At 56.8% G+C, this 24035-nt stretch carries 27 protein-coding genes and 1 pseudogene; 23 read left to right on the top strand and 5 right to left on the bottom strand.

Annotated elements, in window-relative coordinates; all coding sequences use genetic code 11:
* Positions 1 to 3 precede the first annotated feature (3 nt).
* The 19 genes from PMI37_RS00420 to PMI37_RS32120 all read left to right on the top strand — a co-directional run bounded on the left by PMI37_RS00420 (position 4) and on the right by PMI37_RS32120 (position 17396).
* The gene (locus PMI37_RS00420) at positions 4 to 966 is read left to right on the top strand and encodes a major capsid protein (RefSeq protein ID WP_008076958.1); all 963 of its coding nucleotides are present in this window, start codon (positions 4 to 6) and stop codon (positions 964 to 966) included.
* Positions 967 to 1010: 44 nt separating this feature from the next.
* Positions 1011 to 1619 carry a hypothetical protein gene (locus tag PMI37_RS00415; protein ID WP_008076956.1) on the top strand — a complete coding sequence of 203 codons (609 nt, stop codon included), beginning with the start codon at positions 1011 to 1013 and terminating at the stop codon, positions 1617 to 1619.
* Between the two features lie 57 nt (positions 1620 to 1676).
* Positions 1677 to 2180 carry a DnaT-like ssDNA-binding protein gene (locus PMI37_RS00410; protein WP_008076953.1) on the top strand — a complete coding sequence of 168 codons (504 nt, stop codon included), beginning with the start codon at positions 1677 to 1679 and terminating at the stop codon, positions 2178 to 2180.
* Positions 2181 to 2196: 16 nt separating this feature from the next.
* The gene (locus tag PMI37_RS00405; RefSeq protein ID WP_008076951.1) at positions 2197 to 2565 is read left to right on the top strand and encodes a hypothetical protein; all 369 of its coding nucleotides are present in this window, start codon (positions 2197 to 2199) and stop codon (positions 2563 to 2565) included.
* Positions 2562 to 3218 carry a hypothetical protein gene (locus tag PMI37_RS00400; RefSeq protein ID WP_008076949.1) on the top strand — a complete coding sequence of 219 codons (657 nt, stop codon included), beginning with the start codon at positions 2562 to 2564 and terminating at the stop codon, positions 3216 to 3218. Before PMI37_RS00405 ends, PMI37_RS00400 begins: the two co-directional genes overlap by 4 nt.
* The gene (locus tag PMI37_RS00395; protein ID WP_008076946.1) at positions 3215 to 3634 is read left to right on the top strand and encodes a phage tail terminator-like protein; all 420 of its coding nucleotides are present in this window, start codon (positions 3215 to 3217) and stop codon (positions 3632 to 3634) included. The genes PMI37_RS00400 and PMI37_RS00395 overlap by 4 nt, the downstream gene beginning before the upstream one ends.
* 70 nt (positions 3635 to 3704) lie before the next feature.
* A complete protein-coding gene (locus PMI37_RS00390) occupies positions 3705 to 4361 on the top strand; it encodes a phage tail protein (protein ID WP_008076944.1) in 657 nt (218 codons plus the stop codon).
* A gap of 3 nt (positions 4362 to 4364) precedes the next feature.
* The gene (locus tag PMI37_RS00385; protein WP_008076942.1) at positions 4365 to 4754 is read left to right on the top strand and encodes a phage tail assembly chaperone; all 390 of its coding nucleotides are present in this window, start codon (positions 4365 to 4367) and stop codon (positions 4752 to 4754) included.
* Between the two features lie 17 nt (positions 4755 to 4771).
* On the top strand, positions 4772 to 5065 hold the full coding sequence (locus PMI37_RS00380; RefSeq protein ID WP_008076940.1) for a DUF1799 domain-containing protein: 294 nt from the start codon (positions 4772 to 4774) through the stop codon (positions 5063 to 5065).
* Positions 5066 to 5075: 10 nt separating this feature from the next.
* Positions 5076 to 8669 (top strand): phage tail tape measure protein, encoded by a 3594-nt coding sequence (locus PMI37_RS00375; protein ID WP_008076938.1) that lies wholly within the window; start codon positions 5076 to 5078, stop codon positions 8667 to 8669.
* 2 nt (positions 8670 to 8671) lie between these two features.
* Positions 8672 to 9010: a phage tail protein gene (locus tag PMI37_RS00370; RefSeq protein WP_008076936.1), complete on the top strand. Its 339-nt coding sequence runs from the start codon at positions 8672 to 8674 to the stop codon at positions 9008 to 9010.
* An 8-nt stretch (positions 9011 to 9018) separates the two neighbouring features.
* Positions 9019 to 9768, top strand: a complete 750-nt coding sequence (locus PMI37_RS00365; protein WP_008076934.1) for a phage minor tail protein L — start codon at positions 9019 to 9021, stop codon at positions 9766 to 9768.
* A 1-nt stretch (position 9769) separates the two neighbouring features.
* Entirely contained in the window at positions 9770 to 10525 is a 756-nt protein-coding gene (locus PMI37_RS00360) for a C40 family peptidase (protein WP_008076932.1), read from the top strand.
* A gap of 32 nt (positions 10526 to 10557) precedes the next feature.
* Complete coding sequence (locus PMI37_RS00355; RefSeq protein WP_008076930.1) at positions 10558 to 10899, top strand: hypothetical protein; 342 nt, start codon at positions 10558 to 10560, stop codon at positions 10897 to 10899.
* 71 nt (positions 10900 to 10970) lie between these two features.
* Entirely contained in the window at positions 10971 to 11537 is a 567-nt protein-coding gene (locus PMI37_RS00350) for a tail assembly protein (protein WP_045122884.1), read from the top strand.
* 58 nt (positions 11538 to 11595) lie between these two features.
* A complete protein-coding gene (locus PMI37_RS00345; protein WP_008076926.1) occupies positions 11596 to 15159 on the top strand; it encodes a host specificity protein J in 3564 nt (1187 codons plus the stop codon).
* 15 nt (positions 15160 to 15174) lie between these two features.
* Positions 15175 to 15480, top strand: coding sequence for a hypothetical protein (locus PMI37_RS00340; protein ID WP_045122883.1), 306 nt, complete (start codon positions 15175 to 15177; stop codon positions 15478 to 15480).
* Positions 15480 to 16160: a hypothetical protein gene (locus tag PMI37_RS00335; RefSeq protein ID WP_008076920.1), complete on the top strand. Its 681-nt coding sequence runs from the start codon at positions 15480 to 15482 to the stop codon at positions 16158 to 16160. Before PMI37_RS00340 ends, PMI37_RS00335 begins: the two co-directional genes overlap by 1 nt.
* A 24-nt stretch (positions 16161 to 16184) precedes the next feature.
* Positions 16185 to 17396 (top strand): hypothetical protein, encoded by a 1212-nt coding sequence (locus PMI37_RS32120; RefSeq protein ID WP_008076918.1) that lies wholly within the window; start codon positions 16185 to 16187, stop codon positions 17394 to 17396.
* Positions 17397 to 17572: 176 nt separating this feature from the next.
* Here PMI37_RS32120 and PMI37_RS00325 read toward each other — a convergent pair whose 3' ends face one another.
* Positions 17573 to 18556: an acyltransferase family protein gene (locus PMI37_RS00325; RefSeq protein WP_008076917.1), complete on the bottom strand. Its 984-nt coding sequence runs from the start codon at positions 18554 to 18556 to the stop codon at positions 17573 to 17575.
* Between the two features lie 133 nt (positions 18557 to 18689).
* Here PMI37_RS00325 and PMI37_RS00320 point away from each other — a divergent pair, with 133 nt between their 5' ends.
* The 3 genes from PMI37_RS00320 to PMI37_RS30865 all read left to right on the top strand — a co-directional run bounded on the left by PMI37_RS00320 (position 18690) and on the right by PMI37_RS30865 (position 21613).
* Complete coding sequence (locus PMI37_RS00320; RefSeq protein ID WP_008076916.1) at positions 18690 to 19115, top strand: cell wall hydrolase; 426 nt, start codon at positions 18690 to 18692, stop codon at positions 19113 to 19115.
* Positions 19115 to 19633, top strand: coding sequence for a lysis system i-spanin subunit Rz (locus PMI37_RS00315; RefSeq protein ID WP_045122893.1), 519 nt, complete (start codon positions 19115 to 19117; stop codon positions 19631 to 19633). Before PMI37_RS00320 ends, PMI37_RS00315 begins: the two co-directional genes overlap by 1 nt.
* 78 nt (positions 19634 to 19711) lie before the next feature.
* On the top strand, positions 19712 to 21613 hold the full coding sequence (locus PMI37_RS30865) for an acyltransferase family protein (RefSeq protein WP_008076914.1): 1902 nt from the start codon (positions 19712 to 19714) through the stop codon (positions 21611 to 21613).
* A gap of 59 nt (positions 21614 to 21672) precedes the next feature.
* On the opposite strand, the pseudogene PMI37_RS00305 reads toward PMI37_RS30865, so the two are convergent.
* A pseudogene (locus tag PMI37_RS00305) lies at positions 21673 to 21858 on the bottom strand (DUF159 family protein); the annotation flags it as partial.
* Between the two features lie 23 nt (positions 21859 to 21881).
* Entirely contained in the window at positions 21882 to 22607 is a 726-nt protein-coding gene (locus PMI37_RS00300; RefSeq protein WP_008076912.1) for a hypothetical protein, read from the bottom strand.
* Between the two features lie 203 nt (positions 22608 to 22810).
* Here PMI37_RS00300 and PMI37_RS00295 point away from each other — a divergent pair, with 203 nt between their 5' ends.
* Positions 22811 to 23023: a hypothetical protein gene (locus PMI37_RS00295; RefSeq protein WP_008076911.1), complete on the top strand. Its 213-nt coding sequence runs from the start codon at positions 22811 to 22813 to the stop codon at positions 23021 to 23023.
* Between the two features lie 190 nt (positions 23024 to 23213).
* Here PMI37_RS00295 and PMI37_RS31020 read toward each other — a convergent pair whose 3' ends face one another.
* Both PMI37_RS31020 and PMI37_RS00290 read right to left on the bottom strand, forming a co-directional pair.
* A complete protein-coding gene (locus PMI37_RS31020) occupies positions 23214 to 23390 on the bottom strand; it encodes a DUF3606 domain-containing protein (RefSeq protein ID WP_008076910.1) in 177 nt (58 codons plus the stop codon).
* 255 nt (positions 23391 to 23645) lie between these two features.
* Complete coding sequence (locus PMI37_RS00290; RefSeq protein WP_008076908.1) at positions 23646 to 23855, bottom strand: hypothetical protein; 210 nt, start codon at positions 23853 to 23855, stop codon at positions 23646 to 23648.
* Positions 23856 to 24035: the final 180 nt, after the last annotated feature.

Here is a 24035-nt window from a genome sequence, read left to right as displayed (position 1 = left end):
CCCATGGCAACGACCGTTAACAGCGACCTGATCATCTACAACGATGAGGCGCAAACCGCATACCTGGAGCGTGTCCAGGACAACCTCGATGTGTTCAACGCATCGTCCAACGGCGCGATCGTGCTCGACAACGAGCTGATCGAAGGCGACTTCCGCAAGCGCTCGTTCTACAAGATCGGCGGCTCGCTGGAGCATCGCGACGTCAACTCCACCGGTAAGGTGACCGCGAAGAAGATCGGCGCGGGCGAAGCCGTTGGCGTCAAGGCTCCGTGGAAGTACGGCCCGTACCAGACCACCGAAGAAGCGTTCAAGCGCCGCGGCCGACCGGTCGACGAGTTCTCGCAGATCATCGGCGCCGACGTTGCCGACGCCACTCTGGAAGGTTTCATCCAGTACGCCACTGCTGCACTGCGCGCCTCGATCAGCTCCAACGCTGACATGGTGGTTTCGGCCAACATTGAAACCGACGGCAAGAAGACACTGACCCGCGGCATGCGTAAGTTCGGTGACAAGTTCGGCCGTATCGCGCTGTGGGTCATGCACTCCAGTGCTTACTTCGACATTGTCGATGAGGCGATTGCAAACAAGGTCTACGAAGAGGCGGGCGTCGTCATTTACGGCGGCTTGCCAGGCACTCTCGGCAAGCCAGTGCTGGTCACCGACACCGCCCCGGCCGATGTGATCTTCGGCCTGCTGCCAAACGCCGTGGTGATCACCGAGTCGCAGGCGCCGGGCTTCCGTTCGTACGCAGTGAATGACGAAGAGAATCTGGGTATCGGCTATCGCGCTGAAGGCACCGTCAACATCGATGTTCTCGGCTACAGCTGGAAGGAAACCGCTGGCGGTGCGAACCCAACGCTTGCCGCCGTGGGTTCGGCTGCGAACTGGGTCAAGCATTCCAACAGCAACAAGGTGACTGCTGGTGTGCTGATCACTCTGACCACTACGCCACCAGCTGGCGGCTGATACTTGCCCTGACAGCGGCCAGCGATGGCCGCTACGGAGATTTTATGGAACTGGTTTACTCCACTCAGAATTCGGATTTCGATCCGGAGAAACGTTACCGCAATCCAGCGCACTTTGATCGGCCTGAAGCGGGTGTGACTCATGCAGTTGTGATCGGCGACTGGCCGAAGGTGATCGACGCATATGAGGCGCTGGGCGTCGAAGTATCGATGTTGAAGCCTTTGATCAGTCAATCGGCTGATTTGGGTGATTTGGGTGATTTGGGTGATGCTGACACCTTTGCCAGCCTGGAGCAGGACAACGCCACACTCCGCGCCGAGCGTGACGAAATCCAGCGACTGATCGAAGCCGCCGAAGGTCTGTCGGAGCTGGAACACCCGGGCGCCGGCGAACTGCCGATCCGCCTGTTCGGCGCACTGAAAGTCATTCATGAAGGTTTTGAAACCCTAACGGGTGAACGTGACGACCTGACAGGCGAAGTTGAATCGCTCCGCGCTGAAGTCGGCCGTCTCAAGGCAGCGGCTGACCCGGTCGACAATGCCGAAAAGATCGCTGGTCTCAAAGCGAAGCTCGACGCCGCCAATGTGCCGTATCGAGCGAATGCTTCGGTAGAATCGCTCGAAAAAGCGGTTTCTGAGTTGCCGAAGGCGTAATCATCCGGGTACCCAACAGCGTGGCGCCCGATCCAGAACCCCACAGCGAGCTGATTCATGACTCTCATCATCGAGGACGGTACCGGCAAGCCTGACGCCGAAAGCTATGCAACCGCCGAAGACCTGGCCATGTACGCCGTGAAATTCGGCGTGACCATTCCGGTGGAAGTGCCAGCGCAGGAAGCGCTGCTGCGTCGTGCTGCGCTGGCGATGGATGGCATGACGTGGAAAGGGCGCAAGAGCAACAGCGATCAGGCGTTGTCCTGGCCACGCCGCGGCGTCGAGCTGGATTACGAAATCAAGCCCGACAACTACTTGCCTGCGCGAATCCAGTACGGGCAGATGGCGCTGGCTGCAGAGATCCACTCTGACGACATCGACCCCATCGACAAGCGCAAAGGCGCTGTGACGCTGGAGCGTGTCGAAGGCGCGGTAACTCGCGAGTACGCGACGATCCAGAACACCAGCGGCCGTCTATTGCCGGCGGCGCCAGATCGGCCGAGCGCAACGCAGTTTGCCGATTACCTACAGAAGCGGGGCCTATTCGCGGTCCGCGCATAGCTGAGCAGGAGCCACCATGGCCTTCTATGACGAAATGGCCGTAATGGCTCTGGAGATGATCACAGAGTTCGGCCAGCCCGTGACTATCCGCGCAACAACCGTCGGCGAGTACGACCCGGAAACCGGTACCGCACCACCCGACAGCACTAAAGAGCAGACCGCCCAAGGCATCTTGCTCGACTTTACTGGTCAGGAATTCCAAAACAACAGCCTCATCAAGCAGGGCGACAAGAAACTGAAGATCGCCGCGCAGGGGCTGGAGTGGGCTCCCGATTTGCTGAACAAGGTGATCGTCAACGGGCGCACCTGGTCAATTGTCCCGCCCTTGAAAGAGATAAACCCGGCCGGCACACCAATCCTCTACGAACTGCAGGTTCGGTCGTGAGCCGCGCGGGCGCCGGACAGTCCGGCAGCTTCGCCCTGAGCCTCGCCGAATTCGCAGCCAAGGCCACTGAGGCCATCGACGCCAGTCTTCGCGAGATCATCATCGAGCTCGGCAACAGCGTCATCCGCATGTCACCAGTGGGCAATCCAGAAATCTGGGCTGCAAACGTCGTTCACCGCGAAGCGAACACCCGGGCGGCAGACGATTACGACTTCAAGGTCAATGTTCGCAACACGATCATCAATCTCGACGAGTCGAACTTCACGAAGGCCGGCAAGCTCCGCAGCGGTGTGAAATACGCCAAGCCGTTGACCAAGGCTGAGCGCGACCAGAACTTCAATGTGAATGGCCTGGTGGCTGGCAAGGGCTACGTTGGCGGTCGGTTTCGCGGAAACTGGATGTTCAGCATCGGCGCGCCGGACACCACGACGACGGAAGAGGTAGACCCGAGCGGGACCAAATCTACGGCGCGAATCGTTGCCGGTGCCATTGAGTTCAAAGCAGGGGATACCTGCTACATCACCAACAGCCTTGGTTACGCGATTCCGCTGGAGTTCGGGCATTCCACCCAGGCGCCGGGCGGGATGGTTCGCATCACTGTGGCCAGCTTCCAGCAGATCGTGCTTGAGGCCATCAGGAACAATCAGGTATGAGCCACAACGTCATTGCTTCGATCTACGAAGCCAAGCTGATCGCCTGGGCAAAAGCGTTGCCGAATCCGCTGAAGGTCGTGGTCGAGAACGAGGCCTTTACTCCCGGTGACGACGCCACTTACCTGAGGGCTTTCACGCTACCGGCCGACACCGCAAGCAACACACTCGGCGGTGACCACAGGCTTTTCACCGGAGTATTTCAGGTCAGCATCGTGACGCCCTCGGGCAAGTACCGCGGCGCAGCTGGAGCACTGGCAGATCAGATCGCCGCGCTTTTCCCGCTGTATGAGCGGAACACGAAAGGGGCAATCACCGTTGTGACGTTGACCCCGGTTGATCAGGGGCCAGGCATTCCCGGCGACACAAATTTCATAGTGCCGGTATCCTTCCAGTACCGCGCTGACACCACAACTTAATCCGCCCATTGGGCAAACCCCGAACCCGCCTTTGAGCGGGTTTTTTCATGTCTGAAAAGAGGAAAATCCCATGGCCGGCATTCAAATGCCCAACGGCGCAACCTTTGAGATTGCTTCTGCCTACGGCACAGCGATTCCATTTACCTCGCTGAGCAACGCCAACCCGGCGGTGGCCACGGCCGCAGCTCATGGCCTGGCCGAAGGCGACATAATCGCGGTTAATTCCGGCTGGACCCGCCTCGACGGTCGCGCCGTTCGGGTTGCGGACATCGCCAGCGGCACTTTCGCACTGGGCGGCGTGAACACCACCAACGTGCAGCAATATCCGGCAGGCTCCGGCGTCGGCTCTGCACGCGAAGTGACCTCATTTACCGAGATCTCGCAGATCACCGAACTGAACTCCACCGGTGGCGATCAGCAGTTCCTGACCTACGGTTTCTTGGCTGACGATGATGATCGGCAGATGCCAACCACCAAGAACCCGATCACGCTTTCCATCACGGTCGCCGACGATCCTTCCAAGCCCTATGTCGATGTCTGCGAAGCTGCGGACGATGACAAGCAACCGCGCGTTCTGCGCCTGAACCTGCCGGGCGGCAGCAGCATCATTTACAACGGTTACGTGTCGATCACTTCCACTCCGACCATGTCGCGCAACAACCTGATGGCCCGCGTAATCAGCGTCGCGTTGACCGGCCGTCCTACCCGTTATGCGGCGGTGGTGTAACTCATGGCCAAGTTCAAGATTGCTCAAAACCCTACCTTCAAAGCCGACGTCGATATTCCTCGCGTCGGCGGCACCACGATCAAGGTGCCGTTTGAATTCAAGTATCGCGATCGCAAGGAGCTTGCGAAGCTTTTCGCTGGCTGGCAGGAGAGCGCGAAGGAAGACCAGGAGCGTTTCAAGGCCAAGGGTGACGACCTCACTCTGATCGAGATCACCGACTCTCACGTCGAGCGGCAGGTCGAGCAGGTGACTCAACTGGTCACCGGCTGGGGCTTTGAAGACAAGCTGAGCCCCGAATCGATTCGCGCCCTGGTGGAAACCTCGGCCGGCGCCGGTGACGCGATTGTCGATGCTTACCAAAAGGCCTTCTCGGCGGCCCGCCTGGGAAACTGACGAAGGTCGCCCGCCTGATGTACGAGCCTGGTCCGTCTGAGGCGGATCTGGCGGCGTTCGGCTTATCCATCTCTGACATTCCCGAGGAAGAGTGCGAAGTGTTGGCCGAAAACTGGCCGGCCTTCGTGCTCTTCAACGCCATGTCCACTCAATGGCGCACGGGCATGGGCGGGGCAACCGGCCTTGATTACACGGCTGTTCGAGACGTCTCCGACTTTGTCGGCATATCCAGAAAACAACTCAGAGAGATCTTCCCAGACCTTCAGGCTATGGAGGTCGAGGCCCTGCTCGTCATGAGCGAATCAAAGTAATGGAGCACTCATGTCGGGCACTATCGCGCAGTTAGGCATCGAGGTTGACTCGGGCGATGCGGTCAAGGCTGCAACTGACCTCGACAAATTGGTCGATGCGGGCAAGGACGCGGAGGAGGCAGCAAAGAAAACTGGCTCAGCCTGGGAGCAAGCACTTGCCAGCATGGCAGGTGACACCAAGCAGATCGTGAAAGAGCTGCAGCTTCTGAATGCCAAGCAGGACGCCACCGCTCAGCTGATGGCGACGGTGGGGCGATCGCTTGCGGAGGTCACGCAGGGGCTGAAAACCACTACGACGGCAACTACTGAGCTCACTACCGCCGAAGTGAAACTGGGAGAATCTACAGAGGATGCGAAAAGTCGCCTTTTGGCGATGGCCAAAGCGTCCTTGGAGTCGAGCGAGTACTACCAGCGCCTGACCACCAGCATGGAGACCAATTCGGCGGCAATGGATGCTTCCGGTTCTTCAGCCAGTAGTTTGGCGGCGCTTGCTCGTCGCCTGAAGGCTGATTCGGATGCGCTGGTCGGGTCCACTGACAAAGAGGCAGACGCAGCGAAGAGGGCGGCCGCTGCCACCGGCGTTCAAGCAGAAGGTCTGCAAGCACTGCTCGGCAAGATCAATCCTGCCATTGCCGCGCTCGACAAGCTTGATCAGCAACAGGCGCAGTTGCAGAAGTACAAGGCTGCAGGGCTGATCGATGCTGATACGTTCCGGGAGTACTCCGCCCGTATCGATGCCTCCCGGCAGAAGCTGGGCGACTTCGATGAAGGACTGAAAAAAACCGGTGCCAGCTCGAAACAGACCGAAACGGCGCTGCGGCAGCTTCCTTCGCAGTTCACGGATATTTTCACCAGCCTGGCCGGCGGTCAGAATCCGCTGATGGTATTGATCCAGCAGGGCGGCCAGATCAAGGATTCCTTCGGCGGCATCGGTCCAACGATGGACGCGCTTAAGGAAAAATTCCGCTCATTGTTCACTGGTGGTGCCGGGGCTGCTGCGCTCGGCGAATCTCTGGCGGGGATCGCGTCAGGCGCAAAGGACACAGCTGACAATGCAGGCGAGGCAAGTGAAAGCCTATCCGACTTGGCTGAGAGCTCGAACACCGCAGCCGAGGCCGCCGAAAACGCGCAAAAAGCCGTTGGTGCAATCACCCCAGCTATGAGCGGCGTAACAATTGGCGCTGGCGCCGTTGCCTTGGCCATCCTCGCTGCCGCAGCCGCACTTGGCACGCTGATTTACGGCTACAGCCAAGGCAGCAAGGAGGCGGACGAATACAACAAGTCGCTGATCCTGACCGGCAACTACGCCGGCACCTCGGCCGCGCAACTGGCAAACCTCGCGCAGCAGGTGAGCGCAACAAACGGCACCACCGGTGAGGCTGCGGCATCGCTGGCCAAGCTGGCAGCAAGTGGCGTTATTGCCGGCGGCAGCTTCAAGGACATCGCCGATGCGGCGGCAGCCATGGAGGACGCGACCGGTACATCGGTCGACGCAACCATCGCCGAGTTCGTCAAGATCGCCAAGGATCCGGTCGCTGCTGCGAAAGAGCTGAACGATCAATACCATTTCTTGACTGCCTCGGTTTACTCGCAAATTGTCGCGCTCAAGGAGCAGGGCGACACCATCGGCGCCGCCAAGCTGCTGACCGACACTTACGCTGACACGGTGAAGACTCGCTCGACGGAGATCACCGAGAACCTCGGATTCATTGAGCGCGCATGGAAGGGCGTTAAAGATGAGGCCAGCAAGTCGCTGGACGCGATTAAGAACATCGGCAGGGATCAGGCCGAAAGCGCTCGAGTAACTGAGCTCAACCAGAAGATTGCATACCTGCAATCAACGATCGGTACCGGCTACGAGGACGGCGACGCGAAACAGCGTCTCACCGCGCTCAAGGACGAGTTGAGCCTGATACAGGATAAGCAGGCCGCCGAGAAACAAGAGGCCCAGATAACCAGCGACAATGCCCGGACCCAGAAGGAAGGGATCGAGGCAGAGCAGCGTCTCAAACAGATCAGCGACTCAACCCTGAGCAATGCGGAGAAGCGCAACAAGCTGATCAAAGCCTACCTGCGAGACGTCGAAGTTCTTAAGAGGGCGAACCCTGACGATCCGAAGGTTCAAGCCGACTACGTCGCCAAGACTCTTCAGAACATCAAGGATCGCAACAAAGATCCAAAGGGTCCATCCGCCGGCGCAGTTGACCTCACCGGTTACAACGCTGCGCAAAATGCCCTCAAGGAAATCCAGGCCGAATACGCGAACACCCAGAAACAACTGGATGCCGCACAGAAGGCCGGGCTGATCTCGCAGCAGGAATATCTGCTGAAGCGCGAAGCGCTGATCGGCAACGAGCGGGACGAGGTCACGAGCGCTTATGAGGCCGAGATTGCGGCGCTTGAAGCGGCGAAGGCCAAGGCCAGCACCACGGCCGAGCAGCGTATTCAGATCGACCAGAAAATCGAAGACGCGCGCGCGGATATGGTCCGGGCACAAAAGGCGGCGGACAGCGAACTGGATGTGCTGGCGAAGAATGAACAGGGACGGCTCAGAAAGCAGGAGCAGGCGGTTCAGACCTACACCAACGCATTGCAGCAGCAAGTTGATACCTTGCGCGAACAAGGCCAGCGCGCCGCTGCGGGACTTGGCCAGGGAGACCGGCAGCGAGGCCTGACGGATCAGCAGAACGCCATCGACGACCGCTTCAACTCGCAGAAGCTTGATCTGGCCAACCAGTACGGCGATGGATCGAGAGGCATGAGCCTCGACGAGTACACCCAAAAACTGGCGGCGCTCAAAGCCACGCAGAAGGATCTGCACGACACGGTTCAAGCCAATTACGACGAGATGACGGCGGCCCAGGGCGACTGGAGCGCGGGCGCATCGTCGGCGTGGCAGAACTATCTGGAATCGGCCCGAGATGTCGCCGGTCAAACCAAAAGCCTTTTCACCAACGCCTTCAGTTCGATGGAAGACGCCATCGTCAATTTCGCCATGACTGGGAAACTGTCGTTCGCCGACTTCACCAAATCGATTCTGGCGGACATGGCGCGCATTGCCACTCGGCAGGCTAGCTCGGCATTGCTGAGCAGTCTGGTGGGCGCCGCTACAAGTTACTTCACGGGAGGCGGGGCCACGGCGTCTGCAACGGCAGGCGGGGCGGAGGCCGGGGCTCAGAGTTTTGGCAGTCAGTTTGATGCCAGTTCTGCATCCGTGTCTTTCGGTGGTGGTCGCGCTGTTGGTGGTGGTGTCGAACCGAACACTTTCTACGAAGTGAATGAAAACGGGCCAGAGCTTTTCAATCAGGGCGGCAGGTCATACCTCATGACTGGCGCGAGTGGCGGTAGCGTCACACCTCTGACTTCCGGTGGCGGGCCAGCGCTTGCCGCAATGTCCGGTACCGGCGGCGGCAACACCTACAACTTCCCTGTATCGGTGTCGGTGCAGACAGCCGGCGGAGCAGAGTCGCCCGCAACAAGCCAGCAAGCATCGGCCGATCTCGGGAAAGGAGTGCAGCAAGTTGCGCAGTCCGTGGTGGATAGAGCGATTGCTAAGGAGCTGCAGCCAGGCGGCGCGATCTGGCAAAAGATCAATCGGAGGTAGTAATGGCGATCGAAAAGTTCACTTGGCCAACCGAGCGCGGCGGCACACCCGAGATTGCTTATCGGGTGCGCACCGCCCAGTTCGGCGGCGGATATACGCAGAACGTCGGTGACGGGCCAAACAACAAGGAGGACTCCTATCCGATCACCTTCACCGGTCAGAAGGCCAAGGTGCTGGAGATCATGGGCTTCCTCGATCGGCACGCCGGGGCCAAGGCGTTTCTCTGGACAACGCCCCTCGGCCAGCTCGGTCTGTTCACCTGCAAAAATCCCGCTCCCACCCCAATGGGTGGGGACGTGTTCAAACTCACAGCCACGTTCGAGCGTGCATTTCAACCCTAGGAGCAATTATGTCGCTGATCAGTGATATCCAGGTGCTTGAGCCTGGCAGCGAAGTGCTGCTCTTTGAATTGGACGGCACGGACTACGGCGCAGACATTCTGCGCTTCCACGGGCACGCCATTCCGCACACGGCGGCCGAGTTGATCGCCGCCGGTGCCAATGCCGATCAATTGCCGGCGAAAGCGATTTACTGGCAGGGCAATGAATACAGCGCGTGGCCGATGCAGATCGACGGCATCGAGGCGAACGGCGACGGCACGGCGGTTCGGCCGACTCTGTCGGTGGGCAACGTGAATGGGCGTATCACCGCACTCTGTCTGGCCTTCGAGGATCTGCTCGAGTTCAAGCTGACGATGCGTCACACGCTCGGCACCTACCTCGACGCGGCGAACTTTCCCGCCGGCAACCCAACTGCTGACCCAACCCAAGAGACGATTGAAGTCTGGTACATCGACCAGAAGACAAACGAGGACGGGGAGACGGTCAGTTGGGAGTTGGCCAGCCCGGGCGACGTTGGCAATGAGTCCATTGGCCGACAGGCCACGACCCTGTGCCACTGGTGTCTCACTGGCGGGTACCGCGGGCCCAACTGCGGCTACACCGGGCCATACGTAACCAAGGACGGCATCGTCACCGACAACCCGGAGCTCGACGAATGTGATGCCACGCTCGGTAAGGGCTGCATCCCGCGCTTCGGCGAGGGTAACCCGCTGCCATTCGGTGGCTTCCCGGCTGTTTCCCTGATCGCACGGAGCTGACATGCGAAAGCACATCTTGAGCGCGATCCAGGCGCACGCAGCGGCCGAGTACCCGAAAGAGTGCTGCGGGTTGCTGCTGGTCGTGGGCCGTAAGCAGAAGTACTTCGCGTGCCGAAATATCTCCACCGAGCCGAATGAAGAGTTCCGCATCGATCCGGAGGAGTACGCGGCAGCCGAAGACATCGGCGAGGTGATCGGCGTGGTGCATTCGCATCCGGACGCAACCAGCAGGCCGTCACCGCGCGACCTCGCCATGTGTGAGGCCACCGCGCTGCCGTGGCACATTCTCAGTTGGCCGGAAGGTGACCTCAGAACGGTCGCGCCCACCGGGGATGTGGCGCTGCTCAAACGTCCATTCGTGCACGGGGCTTGGGACTGCTGGCAGGTCTGCGCAGATTGGTATAAGCGCGAGTGGGGGCTGGAGTTCGAAACCTTCAAGCGCGCCGATGGCTGGTGGGAGAGCAAGGACAACACCAGCCTGTACGAAGCGAACTACGAGGCCGCTGGCTTCTACCGCGTAGACCAGCCGCAGCGCGGCGACATGATCGTCATGGAAGTAGGGCGGACGGTTTACCCCAACCACGCTGGAATATTCCTTGGTGATGACCCAGCACTGCCCGGCGAGGAATCGGCGACCTTCGGCCCTGGGCCTTTCCTGCTGCACCATTTGTACGGCAGGCCGTCGGAGATCATTGTCTTCGGCGGCCCGTGGCTAGAACGCACGCGCCTGGTGCTACGCCACAAAGGCGCCCAGTGATATCGTGGGTCATTTCCACAGGAGTGACCTGCATGAAACTGATCGTAGGAGCGTTGGCGGTAGCGATGTTGGCGGGGTGCTCTTCACCATCTGACTTGATGGCGTCGGCGCCGTCGATAACCGTCTCTTCGGCGAAGACCCCGAAAGCGATCGCGCTGTGTGTTTTCCCTGCATGGCAGGAGCACAACTCGAACGCAAGCATGAGTGAAACAGCCAGTGGTTACAGGCTTGTTAACGGTTTTGCTCAACAAACAGACGATGTACTCGATATCACTTCCGCCAAAACAGGCTCCGTTGCGAAGCTCTATCAGCGAGTGGCTTGGTCTCAAATCGGAAGAGGCGATTTGAGAGAGTCGCTTCAGAAATGCAAATAATCTAAAGCCGCCGCGAGGCGGTTTTTTTATGGGTGGACTCAAGAGTGGCAGAATTCCCTCACAAGACTGGCATGACGGTCATAAAGCTTTCAGGTTCTCTCGCGCAGAAGTTTGGCAGAGTTCACTCCAAACAAATCGATTCAGGCTCAAGCCGTGAGGCTTTCAAGTCTTTGAGTTGCACAATCGATGGATTTGAATCTGAAATCAGGCGGCTAGCCGCTTTGGGTATGCGTTTTGCGGTATTCAGAAACCGCGTCAATGTTGGCGAGCCGGATTTGGATCTCGGCGGCACTCGGGAAATCAGGATCGTGCCAGTCGTCGAAGGCAGTAAGCGTGCCGGGGTTTTGCAGACTGTCGTCGGCGTGGTATTGCTGGCCATCTCGTACGCGCTTCCTTTTACCGCGCCATATCTGACCCCGGCGGGTATTGGACTTATTGCCGGCGGCGTCATCCAAATGCTCAGCCCGCAAGCCTCTGGCCTGAAGCAAAGCTCATCCCCCGAAAACGCCCCGTCCTACGCCTTCGGCAGCGCCAAGAACACCACGGCCAGCGGCAACCCGGTACCGATCTGCATCGGCGAGCGCCGGTGGGGCGGAATGATCATCTCGGCTTCGATCCTGGCTGAAGACAAAGTGTAATCAGGACAGCAGCACACCAACCGCCCGCGAGGCGGTTTTTTTATGCCTGGAGGAAAGCATGGGCGCAGCAGCACAGATCGATATCCACGGCGAGAAGGGCGGCAGCAGCAAGCCGAAGTCGCCAGTCGAAGCCAGCGATAGTCTGCGCTCGACTAACCTGGCAAAACTGCTGATCGCCGTGGGCGAGGGCGAGTTCGACAGCGTCCCGGCCGATTACGACATCTACCTGGACAACACGCCGATTCGTGATACCAGCGGCAACTATAACTTTCCCAACGTGAGGTGGGACTGGCGCTCGGGCTCGGTAAACCAGAGCTACATCCCGGGCATTCCGGCGGTCGAGAACGAGATCTCGCTGAACGTCGAACTGCGCAGCGATTCGGCGTGGGTGCGCTCGATCACCAACACCCAGCTTTCAGCGGTACGCATGCGCCTGGCGTGGCCAGCCCTGCAGCGCGCTGATGACGAAGGGAATATCGGTGGTTACCGCATCGAGTACGCCATCGACGTGGCCACCGATGGCGGAGCTTATCAGCAGGTGCTGGTGGACGCTGTCGACGGCAAGACCACCACGCGCTACGAGCGATCGCGCCGAATCGACCTGCCTGACGCAACTACGGGCTGGCAGATCCGCGTCCGCCGCCTGACGCCCAACCAGAACAGCAACAAAATCGCCGACACCATGCTGGTGGCCGGTTACACCGAAGTGATCGACGCCAAGCTGCGCTACCCAAACACTGCGCTGCTCTACATCGAGTTCGACGCCGAGCAGTTCACCAACATTCCGGCCGTGACTGTGAAGTGCAAGGCGCGCCGCTGGATGGTGCCGAGCAACTATGATCCGATCCAGCGGACCTATACCGGCACGTGGGATGGTTCGATGAAATCGGCCTGGACCAATAACCCGGCGTGGATCACCTACGGCGTGTGCACCGAAGACCGGTTCGGCCTGGGCAAGCGCATCAAGCCTTTCATGGTCGACAAGTGGGAGCTTTACCGGATCTCGCAGTACTGCGACCAGTTGGTGCCGAATGGCCTGAATGGTGTCGAGCCGCGCTTCCTGTGCGACATGAACCTGCAAGGCAAGGCTGATGCCTGGTCGCTGCTGCGCGATATCGCCGGCATTTACCGGGGCATGACCTACTGGGCTCAGGGCCAACTGGTGATGCAGGCCGACATGCCGCGCGCGCAAGACTTCGACTACGTCTTCACTCGCGCCAACGTCATTGATGGCAAATTCTCCTACGGCAGCGCCTCGGCGAAGACGCGCTACACCCGGGCGCTTGTCAGTTACGACAACCCGGCGAACAACTACGACACCGATGTGATTCCGTTCGCTGATCTGGAATTTCAACGGCGTTACGGCGACCGGCCTACCGAGCTGAGCGCCATTGGCTGCACCCGGGCGTCGGAGGCCCAGCGTCGCGGCAAGTGGGCGATCCTCAGCAACAATCAAGATCGCACCGTGTCTTTCAAGACCGGCATGGAAGGTGTTATTCCGTTGCCGGGCCACATCATACCCGTGGCTGATTCGCTCTTGGCTGGTCGCGAGGTGGGCGGGCGTATCTCATTGGCTTCGGGCCGCGTGGTCACGCTTGATCGTGACACGCAGGCCAAGGCCGGTGATCGTCTGATCATCAATTTGCCCGGCGGGCGCGCCGAAGGCCGCACGGTGCAAAGCGTGAATGGCCGCGCCGTGACCGTCACGACGAACTACAGCGAACCGCCGATCGCGCAATTGCAGTGGGCGCTGGATGCCAATGACCTGGCCATCCCGCTGTACCGCGTCCTGCGCACTCGGCGTACCACCGAAGGCGACTTCGAAATCAGTGCATTGCAGTACGACCCAAGCAAATTCGCTTACATCGACACCGGCGCCCGGCTTGAAGAGCGGCCAATCAGCGTGATTCCGATCACGGTGGTGCCGGCGCCGGCGAGCGTAACGCTCGTATCCACTTCATCGGTTGTCCAGGGGCTGGCCGTGGCCACCATGACCATCAGCTGGCCTGCCGTACCTGGCGCCGTCGGCTACGACATCGAGTGGCGCAAAGACAGCGGCAACTGGATCAAGCTGCAGCGCACCGGCATGACCAACGTCGATGTAGTTGGGATTTACGCGGGCGCCTACGTGGCCCGCGTCCGCGCGGTGAGCGCGTTCGATATTTCGTCGATCTGGCGCAACTCGATACTGACCAACCTCAAGGGCAAGCAGGGGTTGCCGCCGGCACTCAGCTATTTGAACGCCACACCGCTGCTGTTCGGCATCTATCTGAAGTGGGGCTTTCCTGCTGGCGCCGAGGATAGCCAGCGTACTGAAATCTGGTACGGACCGACGACTCAACTGGACGCGGCCACGAAACTGACTGACCTGGCTTACCCGCAAAGTGACTTCTCCATGCTCGGCCTGCGAGCCGGCGTGACGTTTTACTTCTGGGGGCGGATCGTCGACAAGATCGGGAACATTGGGCCTTGGTTTCCGATTGGCATGGGTGTGCAGGGCCAGTCGAGTTCAGACGCGGCGGCAATTCTGGAAATGATCGCAGGGGAGATCGGTCGTACAGAGCTCGGCCAGGACATTCTCGACGAGATCGACAAAATCCCGGGACTTCAGGCGCAGATTGATGCGCTCGACGCTCTGAAGGGGTACGACCCAGAAGTCACCTACGAGGAATACGACCTTGTCGTGGTTGGCAAGCGGATCTACCAAGCCACCGGCCCGGTGCCGATTGAAACCCCACCACCCAATCCTACCTATTGGCTGGACGTTGGTCAGACCGTGCAAACGGCGAACGGGTTGGCTCAGCAGGTTGCGACCAATACCGCCGAGATTACCGAACTAGACGGCGTAGTTACGGCGCAAGCAACGGCCTTCCAGGCTCTTCGTGCATCTTTCCGAGACGACGGCGGGGAGGGTGATCTCGCTGATGCGCTGCAAGGCTGGAACAGTACCTCCAGCATTGCGACGGAGTCGAAGGTGAGGGCGTCGGAAAACGAAACGACCGCCCGAACCATGACAGAACTGACGTCGACCGTCGGTGAGAATCAGGCGGCTGTTGTTGACCTGCGGCAAACCGTGGCAACCGATAAGGAAGTCACCGCACAGGCAATCACCCAAGTTACCGCGAAGGTCGGCGAGAACACTGCCGCCATTCAGGAAACTTCGACTGCCTACGCGGACACCAGCGGAAAGCTCACGACGATGTGGTCGGTGAAGATGCAGGTGACGCAGGACGGAAAGTACGTCGCGGCGGGTATCGGGCTCGGGATCGAAAATACCGGCGCCGGATTGCAGAGCCAGTTTCTCGTGAGCGCGGATCGATTCGCCATCGTCAACACCATCGCCGGCGGAGCGATCTCGGTACCGTTCGCGGTGCAGGGCGGCCAGGTGTTCATGAACTCGGCGTTCATCGCTGACGGGACGATCACCAACGCCAAGATCGGCAGCTACATCAGCTCCATCAACTATATCGCCGGCCAACAAGGCTGGATTCTCAATAAAGACGGAACGCTGGAGATCAACGGCATTGTCCCGGGTCAGGGGCGGCTGGTGATCAACTCGTTGAACGTCTCGGTCTACGACGCCAACAACGTGTTGCGTGTGCGTCTCGGCTATCTGGGGTAATCAATGGCTCATGGCATGCGGATCTGGGGCGCCGACGGGGCGCTTCAGGTCGATGAGAATTCCTTCACGATCCGGGTGGTGCTTTCGACGCTGGTCACTTTCAGCAATGCTGCGAAGACCAACCAAGATTTCTCCGTCCCGGGCGCCGGACCAGCAAATGGTGCCGCTATCGTTGTGCCGATTGGGGCTTATACGGATCAGCAAATGCAGTTCGAAACAGAGCTCATCGACAATGTGGCACGGGTCTATAACCACACGCGTGGTTACGCAAGCACGATCGCATCAGGGACGATGCGACTGATCGTCATGAGGTTTAACTGATGGATTATGGCCTCCAGTTCAAAAACACCAGTGATGTGGTCACTATCGATTCGGAATTTGCCCGTCTGATGGTAATCGCCAGCGGCAGATATGCTCCCACGGAAGAAGGGGGCATGGGGTCTACCACGTACTTCGCAAGACCGGTCACGTCACAGGAACCGCCTCTCGTATTTGTCCGCCCTGATACCGTCGCGGGGATCGCAGGCTTGAGCAGCATGAGGCTGATCGGATCGGCTGGAAACTGGACTGGCTTCTATGTTCGGGCTTACAGCACCGCTACCGCCCAGCCCAATGGTCGCTATTTTGTTGGTGCTTTCGCCGCTCAAGCAGTGGCTCTGTACGGCATGCGCCTCTGGGACGGGAACAGCAAGATGCTCTTCGATTCAGGAACCCCCAACGCGACTTTTACGCGCAGTTTCCAAAACTGGACCTACGTGAAATCCGATATGACTGATCAAGGCCTATACCGGAACTACTACTCGGTTCCGGTCAGCTTTCCGCAAAACGAATTCATGCTGATCAATAATTTCGGGATGAACATGGTGTCCGGCGGGACGATTCCCAGACAGCTGTATTGCACTTGGGATTTTGTAGGAAACACGCTTTATGCCGTAACTGTCGCAGCCAACAACCCCTTCGCTTTTTACCTCCCAGCGGTTTTTGCCAAGCAAGCCGTCTAAATTTGCTTTCTATAGGATGCTGCCATGCCCTGGTACAAATCAGGAACGGTCTCTGTCACCCAAAATTCCAACGCGGTCATCGGTACCGGCACGGCGTTCATTGCCAATAGCCGGGTCGGCGACGCATTCCGTGGGCCTGATGGTGGTTGGTACGAGGTGACGAACATTGCCAGCGACACGGCCATGTCGATCTCGCCGAACTACCAGGGCTTTACAAACGCTGCCGGCAGTTACGCGGTGGCGCCGATGCAGGGCTATGTCAAGGACTCGGCCGATGCGCTGCGCTCGTTGGTCAATCAGTGGGGCTCGAAGCTGGCGGAACTCGGTACGACCGGCAACTATGAAATTCTGCCGATCAACAAAGGTGGCACGGGCAGTGCTACATCAGGCGCCGCCCTGACGGCGCTCGGGTTTTCCAACTTTGGTAAATCGTTGATAGACGATGCAGACGCCGCTGCCGGGCGTGCGACTCTCGTCGCGGCGAAAAGTGGGCAGAACTCCGACATCACTGAGATCACAGGGTTGTCGAAGCCGCTGACGATTGCGCAGGGCGGAGTTTCTCCCGGTTACATTGAGGGGCTTCTGCTGTCCTGGAACAGCGCGAATTCGCTTTCTGTTGGTACCGGGGCGGCATACATCCCCGGTACCGGGAAGGTCGTGCAGGTGGCTGCTGCGCTGACGCTGTCCGCATTGAGTTTGGCGGCCAACACCTGGTATCACATTTACCTGTATGACAATGCCGGTGTCGCCGCGATAGAAGCGGTAAGCACTGCCCCTGCTGCGGCTTACTTCAGTACTGCAAGAGCAAAAAACCTAGACGCATCCCGTCGGTATATTGGATCTATGCTTACTGATTCCGGGGGAACCCTTTATAAGTGCAGATTTTTAAGTTTCGGGAGAGTTAAATATCTCGCACCTGTAATAAACGCACCATTTATGGTTGTTGCCGGGGGCTCCACTGTCGCTGCCACTGTTGACTGCTCGAGCATTGTTCCTGTCACATGTTTCGAAGTTGAGGGGGTGGCTCTTAATGGTGCGTCGATTGGGGGTGTGTATATTTCTAATTCAGATGTGGGTGGTATTTCAATTAATATTTTTCTACAGGCGTATGCAGCTGGAATTGCCACCTATACAACCATAACTCTAGACGTGTCACAAAGATTTACTTACGCTTTTGACCAAACACCCAACGGTCTTTTTAGATTTCGGGTGGCTGGATATAAATATGAGAGGTGAGTATGTACGCGATTTCTGAATATGGCTGGCGGTCGATTGGCGATAGCGATGATGTATTCGATGGGGAAACTGCGGTTGATGAAATACCGAGGTGGCTTTCAGAGGAAGTTAGATCTGATGAGCTGAGATATATGGAAGGGCTCGATGAACCCCTCCCTCAAAGTTAAGCTGCCTGACTAGATCGGTGAATTTTTCATTTCATCTGCTTTCTTGTCTAATGATGTTCCTTTCTTCTTAAACGCAAGTGCGGGCTTTTCCACTGCAAACCAGCTGAAAATGGACAGCGCTATAAGCACCGGGGCGCCCGCGAAAAACATTCCTTCAAACGAATCCGGAAAAAGCTTTGATGACATATAAAATACAGGGTCATGAAAAACATAAACACCATACGAAATGTCAAACGGCATTTTAGGTATAGGTGGAGCGTTGAGGCATAAATTTAGAGCCAAAAAACCACCAATGGGAACCATGTACCAAGCTTGCGGGGGCAATTTAAAGTAGATGTTCAGTGCTGTCACAAAAAGAAGAATGACAGCGAGCAAGATCCAAGGGAGCTTTGAAAGCTTATCCCGGTATAGAAAAACTAGGTTGCCGGTAAAAAGGGCTGGCAGTAAGTTTGTGATCCGCCATACAGGCTCTTGCTGGTCATATACCGCAGCAATGCCACATGCAGCTATAAAGCATGCCCAAATTATCGCTTTATGGTTGTATGCTTTCATTGCGATAAGAAATGCCATTATGGCGTAAGCTATTTCCTCCCAAAGTAGTGACCACAGTGAGCCGTTACCTCCAGGACTGGATAGCAGCATTCCACCACCTATATAAATTTTGAGTGAGCCTATTACACCGACGTAGGCGCCCCATACAAAGCCACTCACAATCAGCGAAAGTAATAATGCCGGGATGATTCTTAAGGCTCTTTTTTGCAGGAAGTGAAACCAGCTTCTGCTAGATGCGAAGCTATTGAACATCAGATACCCAGATAGCGCCAAGAACGTAGGAACCATTGGGAATGGAATCGCCCCAAAAGGTACGTCCTCGCCATTGGCCACCCGCGAAAAATATCCAGCGTGAAAGTACGCGACGGAAAACGACAGAAAAAGTCGAAGCCAATCGAAGTTTGAGTTTCGTTTCGACTCTATTGCCTGAGGACCAGTCATTCGTCGTTCCCTTTGAAAATGGCGGCCATGCTATCTGATACCGCCTGATGACTCCATAGCTTCAAATCATGACTGTAACTATCGCCAAAACATACCTGCTCGAGCGGGTATTTTTTTTGCCTGGAGAAAAATTATGGCTGCAACTGAAAAAGACCGAGACGTCTTCGCGCGCACGCTGTGGGGTGAAGCCCGTGGTGAATCAACGGCCGGGCAGGTGGCCGTGGCCTGGACGATCCGTAACCGGGTATTCGACGGAAAGACCAATTCGTGGTGGGGTGAGGGATACGCCGGGGTGTGCCAGAAGCCGTACCAGTTCAGCTGCTGGAACAAGAACGATCCGAACTTCGCCTACCTGATCAGCGCGAAGCAGATCCCGTTTCGGGAGTTGGCACAGGCGCGGATTGCAGCCGACCAGGTGATTGACGGCAAGGTGCCTGATCCAACCGCCGGCGCGACGCACTACTACGCGCTCAGCATGAAGACGCCACCGGCGTGGGCAGCGAAGGCAAAGCAGACGCTGAAGCTTGGCGGGCACGTCTTCTTCAAGGATGTGCCGTGATTACCGTGCCGTGGCGCCTGATAGGCGCGCTGGCGCTGGTGCTGATCGGCGCGGGCAGCGCCTGGCATTTTCAGGGTTGGCGCTACGATAAGCAGTTCGCTGATCAGGCCCGGCTGAGCGCCGAAACGCTCAATAAACTGGCCATGGTGGGCGCCGCCGCGCAACATGCGGAGCAGGAAAAGCGTCTGGCGCTCGAGCAGAAGCTGGCAGCCAGCGAGCAAACTCACTTTGAGAAAATGACCGATGCACAAAACGATCAGGCTCGCCTGCGCGATCGCGTTGCCACTGCTGATGTCCGGCTGTCAGTCCTCCTCGACGCGGATTCAGCCGGTGGCTGTTCAGTGTCTGCCGCCCCCGGCGCCCGCGGCGTGGATCATGCAGCCGTACGCGCCCGACTTGACCCGGCGCATGCTCAACGAATTATCACCATCACCGACACCGGTGACCGTGGACTGATCGCGCTGGCGGCCTGCCAAGCGTATGTCAAGGCGATCACGAAATTTCCGAATGGTAGATAAATTGTACCGAGCCACATACATAAGTTTGTAGAATGCGCACCGATATCAGTTTTCTCGCAATTGTGAAAAGGGATTGGCATGCATAACAAAAACTTGAGCTATCGAGCGGACATCGATGGGCTGAGAGCCGTCGCGGTAATGCTTGTGGTGCTGAATCACGTAGGCTTTAGCCTGTTTTCGGGCGGCTTTGTTGGGGTAGATGTTTTCTTCGTGATTTCAGGATATTTGATTACGGGGATTATTTTAGGTCAGGTTGGAAAAGGAACATTTTCATTTACTGACTTCTATCTTCGCCGAGCCCGAAGAATTCTTCCTGCCCTGTACGTTGTGCTGTTGTGTGTGATGGTTGCGGGATACTATTTTTTTCTGCCGAGTGATTACAGTGCCTTATCACAGAGCACCTTGAGCGCTATTTTCTTCGCGTCCAATCTGTTCTTTTGGAAGAATTCTGGCGGTTATTTTTCTTCCAGCTCAGAAGAAATGCCTCTGCTGCATATTTGGTCTTTATCAGTAGAAGAACAATTCTATTTCATTTGGCCGCTCGCACTTCTGTTGATACTAAAACTCAAAGCACAGAGTGCACGCCTCGCAGTGGCATCAGTTCTAGTAGTAACTTCATTCGCACTGGCAGAGCTTGGCGTTCGGAATGAATGGTCAAGCGCATACTTTTTATTGCCATCTCGTGCCGGCGAACTGCTCATTGGTGCATTGCTGGCCTTCTGGCTGGCGAAGCGTCAGCCGGTAAATAGAGCAAGCGTCATCGCCAATATGCTGTCGATTGTTGGCCTGCTGATGGTGCTGGTCCCGGCCTTTGTGCTAAATAAAACATCTGGTTTTCCAGGTATTAATGCCTTGATTCCATGCGCTGGCGCAGGATTGATAATTGTCTCGCGGGCAATTGGGAAAAACCTAATTTCCCTGATGCTGGAAAGTCGTCCATTCGTTTTTATCGGCCTCATTTCCTACTCGCTATATCTATGGCATTGGCCGCTGATCAGCTTCCTGCATTACTCAAGGGTAGAAATAACGATAGAGATAGCCTTAGGGGTAGTGTTCGCCTCAATCGTACTGGGCTACCTAAGCTGGCGTTTCGTTGAACAGGCGTTCCGTCATAACAACAAGCCGGTGGGTAAGGGCTTTGCCGCCGCCACAGCACTTGCCGGTCTGTTCGTCGTCTCGTTTCCAATAGCTGTTTACCTGAAAGATGGCATTCCGTCGCGGTTCCCGTTTGCGATGCTTACGCAGGATCAATTGACTGCCGAACTTAATAGGTACTGGAGTGGTATTGAGACCACGTCCATGGTTGCCAAATTTGACAGCACGAAAGGCCAGCGGAAGATTGTTGTTGTAGGGAATTCGCATGCCTATGATTTTTCATACGCGCTTACAGAGAACGAATTTAACGGCCAGTTGAAGCTTATAGCTACGCCGCACTTCTGCTTCAACTTTTCCCATGATTATGGTTCTTTGGGGAAAATAGAAGAGTGTAAGCATGCGCTTAAAATGGTTCTTGAGTCTCCAGAGTTAAGAACAGCAGATGCTATCTATCTTCATGATAACTGGGACGGTAAAAATCTTGGCGGTCTATCGGATATGATCAACAAGATCAGAAGCATAAATTCGGCACCGATTTATGTAATCGGCCCCAAAATGGTGTTTTTAAATACAGCTCCAAAGATTTCGAAAGAAGCACAGATTGAACGTCATGTCACGGTCGCAAGTATTAACGAATTTTCCAGAAGGTTCGAGGCGCCGGAGAAGTTTGAGTATGATGATGAGCTAAAAGCATTCTTTAAAGAAAAGGAATTTAAAGATGTTCAATATGTGAGTGCGCTCGACGTGCAGTGCGGTGCTGAACGTAAGTGCGACATATTGTCCGAAAGCGGAGAATACCTTTACTTCGACTACGGCCATTTCACGTTAGCTGGCTCCAAACGTTTCGGGAAAAGCCTCAAAGAAAAGTTTAGCTATCTCTTTTAACTCAAAACAGGATGTTTCCTGATAGGTCGCTACTTGCCGGAAGCCGCGCAGCTACCCGCGCCAATCTGGTGCTTGTCGGCGTGTAGATAGTCGCCTTCCTGGTGGAAGAGAGCGAGCTGGGTGGTCGGCGCGGCGTTGTACTTCTCGAAGGGCTGCTCGCCTGTCGAGTTGATGAGCGCGTTCGGCATGCTCAACGCTGCCACGAAGTCGTGAATGCCGCTGTACTGGGTAAGTCGTCCGCACATTATAAGATCCCCGCGTTGAGCATTCAGGGTAGACCTGTCGGCGCGGGCTTCGTCACAAACCCTTTACCAGCGCAGGTCTTGCAATCGTCACGCACACCAAAGCGATCGAGGCAGCCGGGGCAGATGCAGAAAGCTGCCGACTCTATATGAGGTCGAATTTTTTCAAAGGTGCGCAGATCGCGTTCTTCTTGTGCAACCTGTGCCGCATCTACGAGCGCACGATAGGCGTCAGGGTCAGAGAGAGGGTGGTGGGTGATCCCGGCGATCATTCGCTCGGTCTCGATCAACTGGTAACGGTGCCCGTTCATTTCCAGCGCCAAGCCTGAAATCTTCCCAATCCTCCGTGAAAGCCCCAAGGTCAGCCGCACACCATCCGCGTCAGAGTAGACCTTGCCGTCGTAGGCGAAGGAGGCACCGCGAGGCTCGTCATTCGCGAAGTTGAAAATCGAGCGGCTGATCGTCCCGAGTAGCTTTCCGTTGTCTGCCTGCACGACGTCATAAGTCGATGCGCCGCGGTAATGGCCTGGCGAACTCTGCAGCTCCTCGACAGCATGCCAATAAGCCGCGTCTGCCATCTCGTTCATGTCGAATTGCTCAACCTGATCTATCAACCCTTCGGCTTGCAGGGCTGTCGCCATTTCGTGAAGAGTTTCACGGTGCCCCTCGGGGTTTTGCATACGGAAGTCCTGGTCGTCGAGTGTGTCGCGCCATTGCTTGAGCCGGAGGTTTTTCGCCTGGTCGAAATTCATGCTGCGTGATTCGCTGTACAGGTGCTGTATGCATGTACAGTAATCGAGGCGCGCCAGCTGGGCGAGGGTGAGGCGACGAGCTGTAGGATTTTGTATTGGGGGTCGTAGGCAGGTCGCCGGAGGAGGAAAGTGCACGCACTTCGACTGCATTTGCCGATTCTTTGCGATAGCCTCAAGAAACAAACCAAAAAGGAGTCATCGTTATGGCAAAAGCGTTGTATGGGGTTTATTTCGTCTTCGCCCTGGGATTCGTCGGAATGGGGTATTCGTTTTTCACGGCGTCCAAGGACATTGAGCAGAATGCGTTTTCATGCTTGAGGCTGCCACAGGCAGAAATCGATAAGTGCATGGATGGTGTGACGCAGCATGCCGCCACTCTTCGGAAAGCTGCCGCGGTTTTTACCGGCCAAAATTGAAAAGCACTGTAGGAATATACAACCCTAAGTTATTGATTCTTATAAGGTAATATGTTGCTCTTATAGGTTGGCGACAACTGAATATTTTCCTTATTACTCAACGGCTTACGCAGGTTTCTTGGTCACCTTGACATGGTGGTGCTTTACCCTCAACTCAAAGCCCCGCGGTGGCCGCGGGGCTGTCACGCCTTTACTTGCCGAGCTTCTTGCGGACGTCGGTCACCATGGGACCGACTGCTTTCACAGCTGCTTTTAGCTGGTCCGCTGTCACGCCGAATTTAGTCGACCAGTATTTCAACTCCCAATCCTCGGAAGTGTTTACCCGGTCTCTGTCTTTGGGGCCGCGGTTTTTCAGATCATCAGCCATCTTCAATTTCCTTTTTGGTAGCCTGGGGCAGTCCAGGCCAATCCAGCATAGACCATCAATCCCGGTCGTCTGGGTGGACTACCTTTCTGCGCAAACCTCCGCTAAAGCCAACGGCTTACCATGTGCATAAGCACAAAAACGGATGTTTTGTAACTCATGAAAAGAGACATTTACCTTGTAAAACAACTGCTTGGGTCGCCACAGTCCACAGCATGGGGTGCTAGGGGCGAGTGCGACGGTCTTGACAGACTTCAGTCATTCGGGAGCCATAAGTACCGCGAGCGTCATCTTGATGAATGCTTCGTTCTTGTCGATCGCCCAAAGAGCTCCCCGGACGTTCTCGGCGACATCCGCAGAACCGCGCTGCTCGACCCAGTTGGATAATTCCATGATGGCGGCTTCGAGAGCGAGTTGGTTCTCATTGATTTTGTAAAGCAGAGAAGGGAGCAGATCTGAATTCGGCATGGGTTTTCCTCCGTGAAAGAACCCAGCGTAGCACTGTGTTACATGAAGAGTGTTTTACGTTCGGCAGGACGCCATAGAAGAGGGGGAATGAGGGGGGTTATGGAACGCGTCCATAAAAGTTATGGAACGCGTCTGGCACGATAGAAATTTCTCAGGACGCCAGAAACGACAAAGCCCTGA

It is taken from the genome of Pseudomonas sp. GM80, from assembly GCF_000282515.1.
Lineage (GTDB): Bacteria > Pseudomonadota > Gammaproteobacteria > Pseudomonadales > Pseudomonadaceae > Aquipseudomonas.
Note: the sequence above shows the minus strand (reverse complement) of the source record. Positions and strands in the feature narration are given on the sequence as shown.

Excerpts from the sequence above, each read along its gene's own strand:
- PMI37_RS00420 (WP_008076958.1), top strand. The coding sequence starts at position 4 with ATGGCAACGACCGTTAACAGCGACCTGATCATCTACAACGATGAGGCG.
- PMI37_RS00415 (WP_008076956.1), top strand. The coding sequence starts at position 1,011 with ATGGAACTGGTTTACTCCACTCAGAATTCGGATTTCGATCCGGAGAAA.
- PMI37_RS00410 (WP_008076953.1), top strand. The coding sequence starts at position 1,677 with ATGACTCTCATCATCGAGGACGGTACCGGCAAGCCTGACGCCGAAAGC.
- PMI37_RS00405 (WP_008076951.1), top strand. The coding sequence starts at position 2,197 with ATGGCCTTCTATGACGAAATGGCCGTAATGGCTCTGGAGATGATCACA.
- PMI37_RS00395 (WP_008076946.1), top strand. The coding sequence starts at position 3,215 with ATGAGCCACAACGTCATTGCTTCGATCTACGAAGCCAAGCTGATCGCC.
- PMI37_RS00390 (WP_008076944.1), top strand. The coding sequence starts at position 3,705 with ATGGCCGGCATTCAAATGCCCAACGGCGCAACCTTTGAGATTGCTTCT.
- PMI37_RS00385 (WP_008076942.1), top strand. The coding sequence starts at position 4,365 with ATGGCCAAGTTCAAGATTGCTCAAAACCCTACCTTCAAAGCCGACGTC.
- PMI37_RS00380 (WP_008076940.1), top strand. The coding sequence starts at position 4,772 with ATGTACGAGCCTGGTCCGTCTGAGGCGGATCTGGCGGCGTTCGGCTTA.
- PMI37_RS00375 (WP_008076938.1), top strand. The coding sequence starts at position 5,076 with ATGTCGGGCACTATCGCGCAGTTAGGCATCGAGGTTGACTCGGGCGAT.
- PMI37_RS00370 (WP_008076936.1), top strand. The coding sequence starts at position 8,672 with ATGGCGATCGAAAAGTTCACTTGGCCAACCGAGCGCGGCGGCACACCC.
- PMI37_RS00365 (WP_008076934.1), top strand. The coding sequence starts at position 9,019 with ATGTCGCTGATCAGTGATATCCAGGTGCTTGAGCCTGGCAGCGAAGTG.
- PMI37_RS00360 (WP_008076932.1), top strand. The coding sequence starts at position 9,770 with ATGCGAAAGCACATCTTGAGCGCGATCCAGGCGCACGCAGCGGCCGAG.
- PMI37_RS00355 (WP_008076930.1), top strand. The coding sequence starts at position 10,558 with ATGAAACTGATCGTAGGAGCGTTGGCGGTAGCGATGTTGGCGGGGTGC.
- PMI37_RS00350 (WP_045122884.1), top strand. The coding sequence starts at position 10,971 with ATGACGGTCATAAAGCTTTCAGGTTCTCTCGCGCAGAAGTTTGGCAGA.
- PMI37_RS00345 (WP_008076926.1), top strand. The coding sequence starts at position 11,596 with ATGGGCGCAGCAGCACAGATCGATATCCACGGCGAGAAGGGCGGCAGC.
- PMI37_RS00340 (WP_045122883.1), top strand. The coding sequence starts at position 15,175 with ATGCGGATCTGGGGCGCCGACGGGGCGCTTCAGGTCGATGAGAATTCC.
- PMI37_RS00335 (WP_008076920.1), top strand. The coding sequence starts at position 15,480 with ATGGATTATGGCCTCCAGTTCAAAAACACCAGTGATGTGGTCACTATC.
- PMI37_RS32120 (WP_008076918.1), top strand. The coding sequence starts at position 16,185 with ATGCCCTGGTACAAATCAGGAACGGTCTCTGTCACCCAAAATTCCAAC.
- PMI37_RS00325 (WP_008076917.1), bottom strand. The coding sequence starts at position 18,556 with ATGACTGGTCCTCAGGCAATAGAGTCGAAACGAAACTCAAACTTCGAT.
- PMI37_RS00320 (WP_008076916.1), top strand. The coding sequence starts at position 18,690 with ATGGCTGCAACTGAAAAAGACCGAGACGTCTTCGCGCGCACGCTGTGG.
- PMI37_RS30865 (WP_008076914.1), top strand. The coding sequence starts at position 19,712 with ATGCATAACAAAAACTTGAGCTATCGAGCGGACATCGATGGGCTGAGA.
- PMI37_RS00300 (WP_008076912.1), bottom strand. The coding sequence starts at position 22,607 with ATGAATTTCGACCAGGCGAAAAACCTCCGGCTCAAGCAATGGCGCGAC.
- PMI37_RS00295 (WP_008076911.1), top strand. The coding sequence starts at position 22,811 with ATGGCAAAAGCGTTGTATGGGGTTTATTTCGTCTTCGCCCTGGGATTC.
- PMI37_RS31020 (WP_008076910.1), bottom strand. The coding sequence starts at position 23,390 with ATGGCTGATGATCTGAAAAACCGCGGCCCCAAAGACAGAGACCGGGTA.
- PMI37_RS00290 (WP_008076908.1), bottom strand. The coding sequence starts at position 23,855 with ATGCCGAATTCAGATCTGCTCCCTTCTCTGCTTTACAAAATCAATGAG.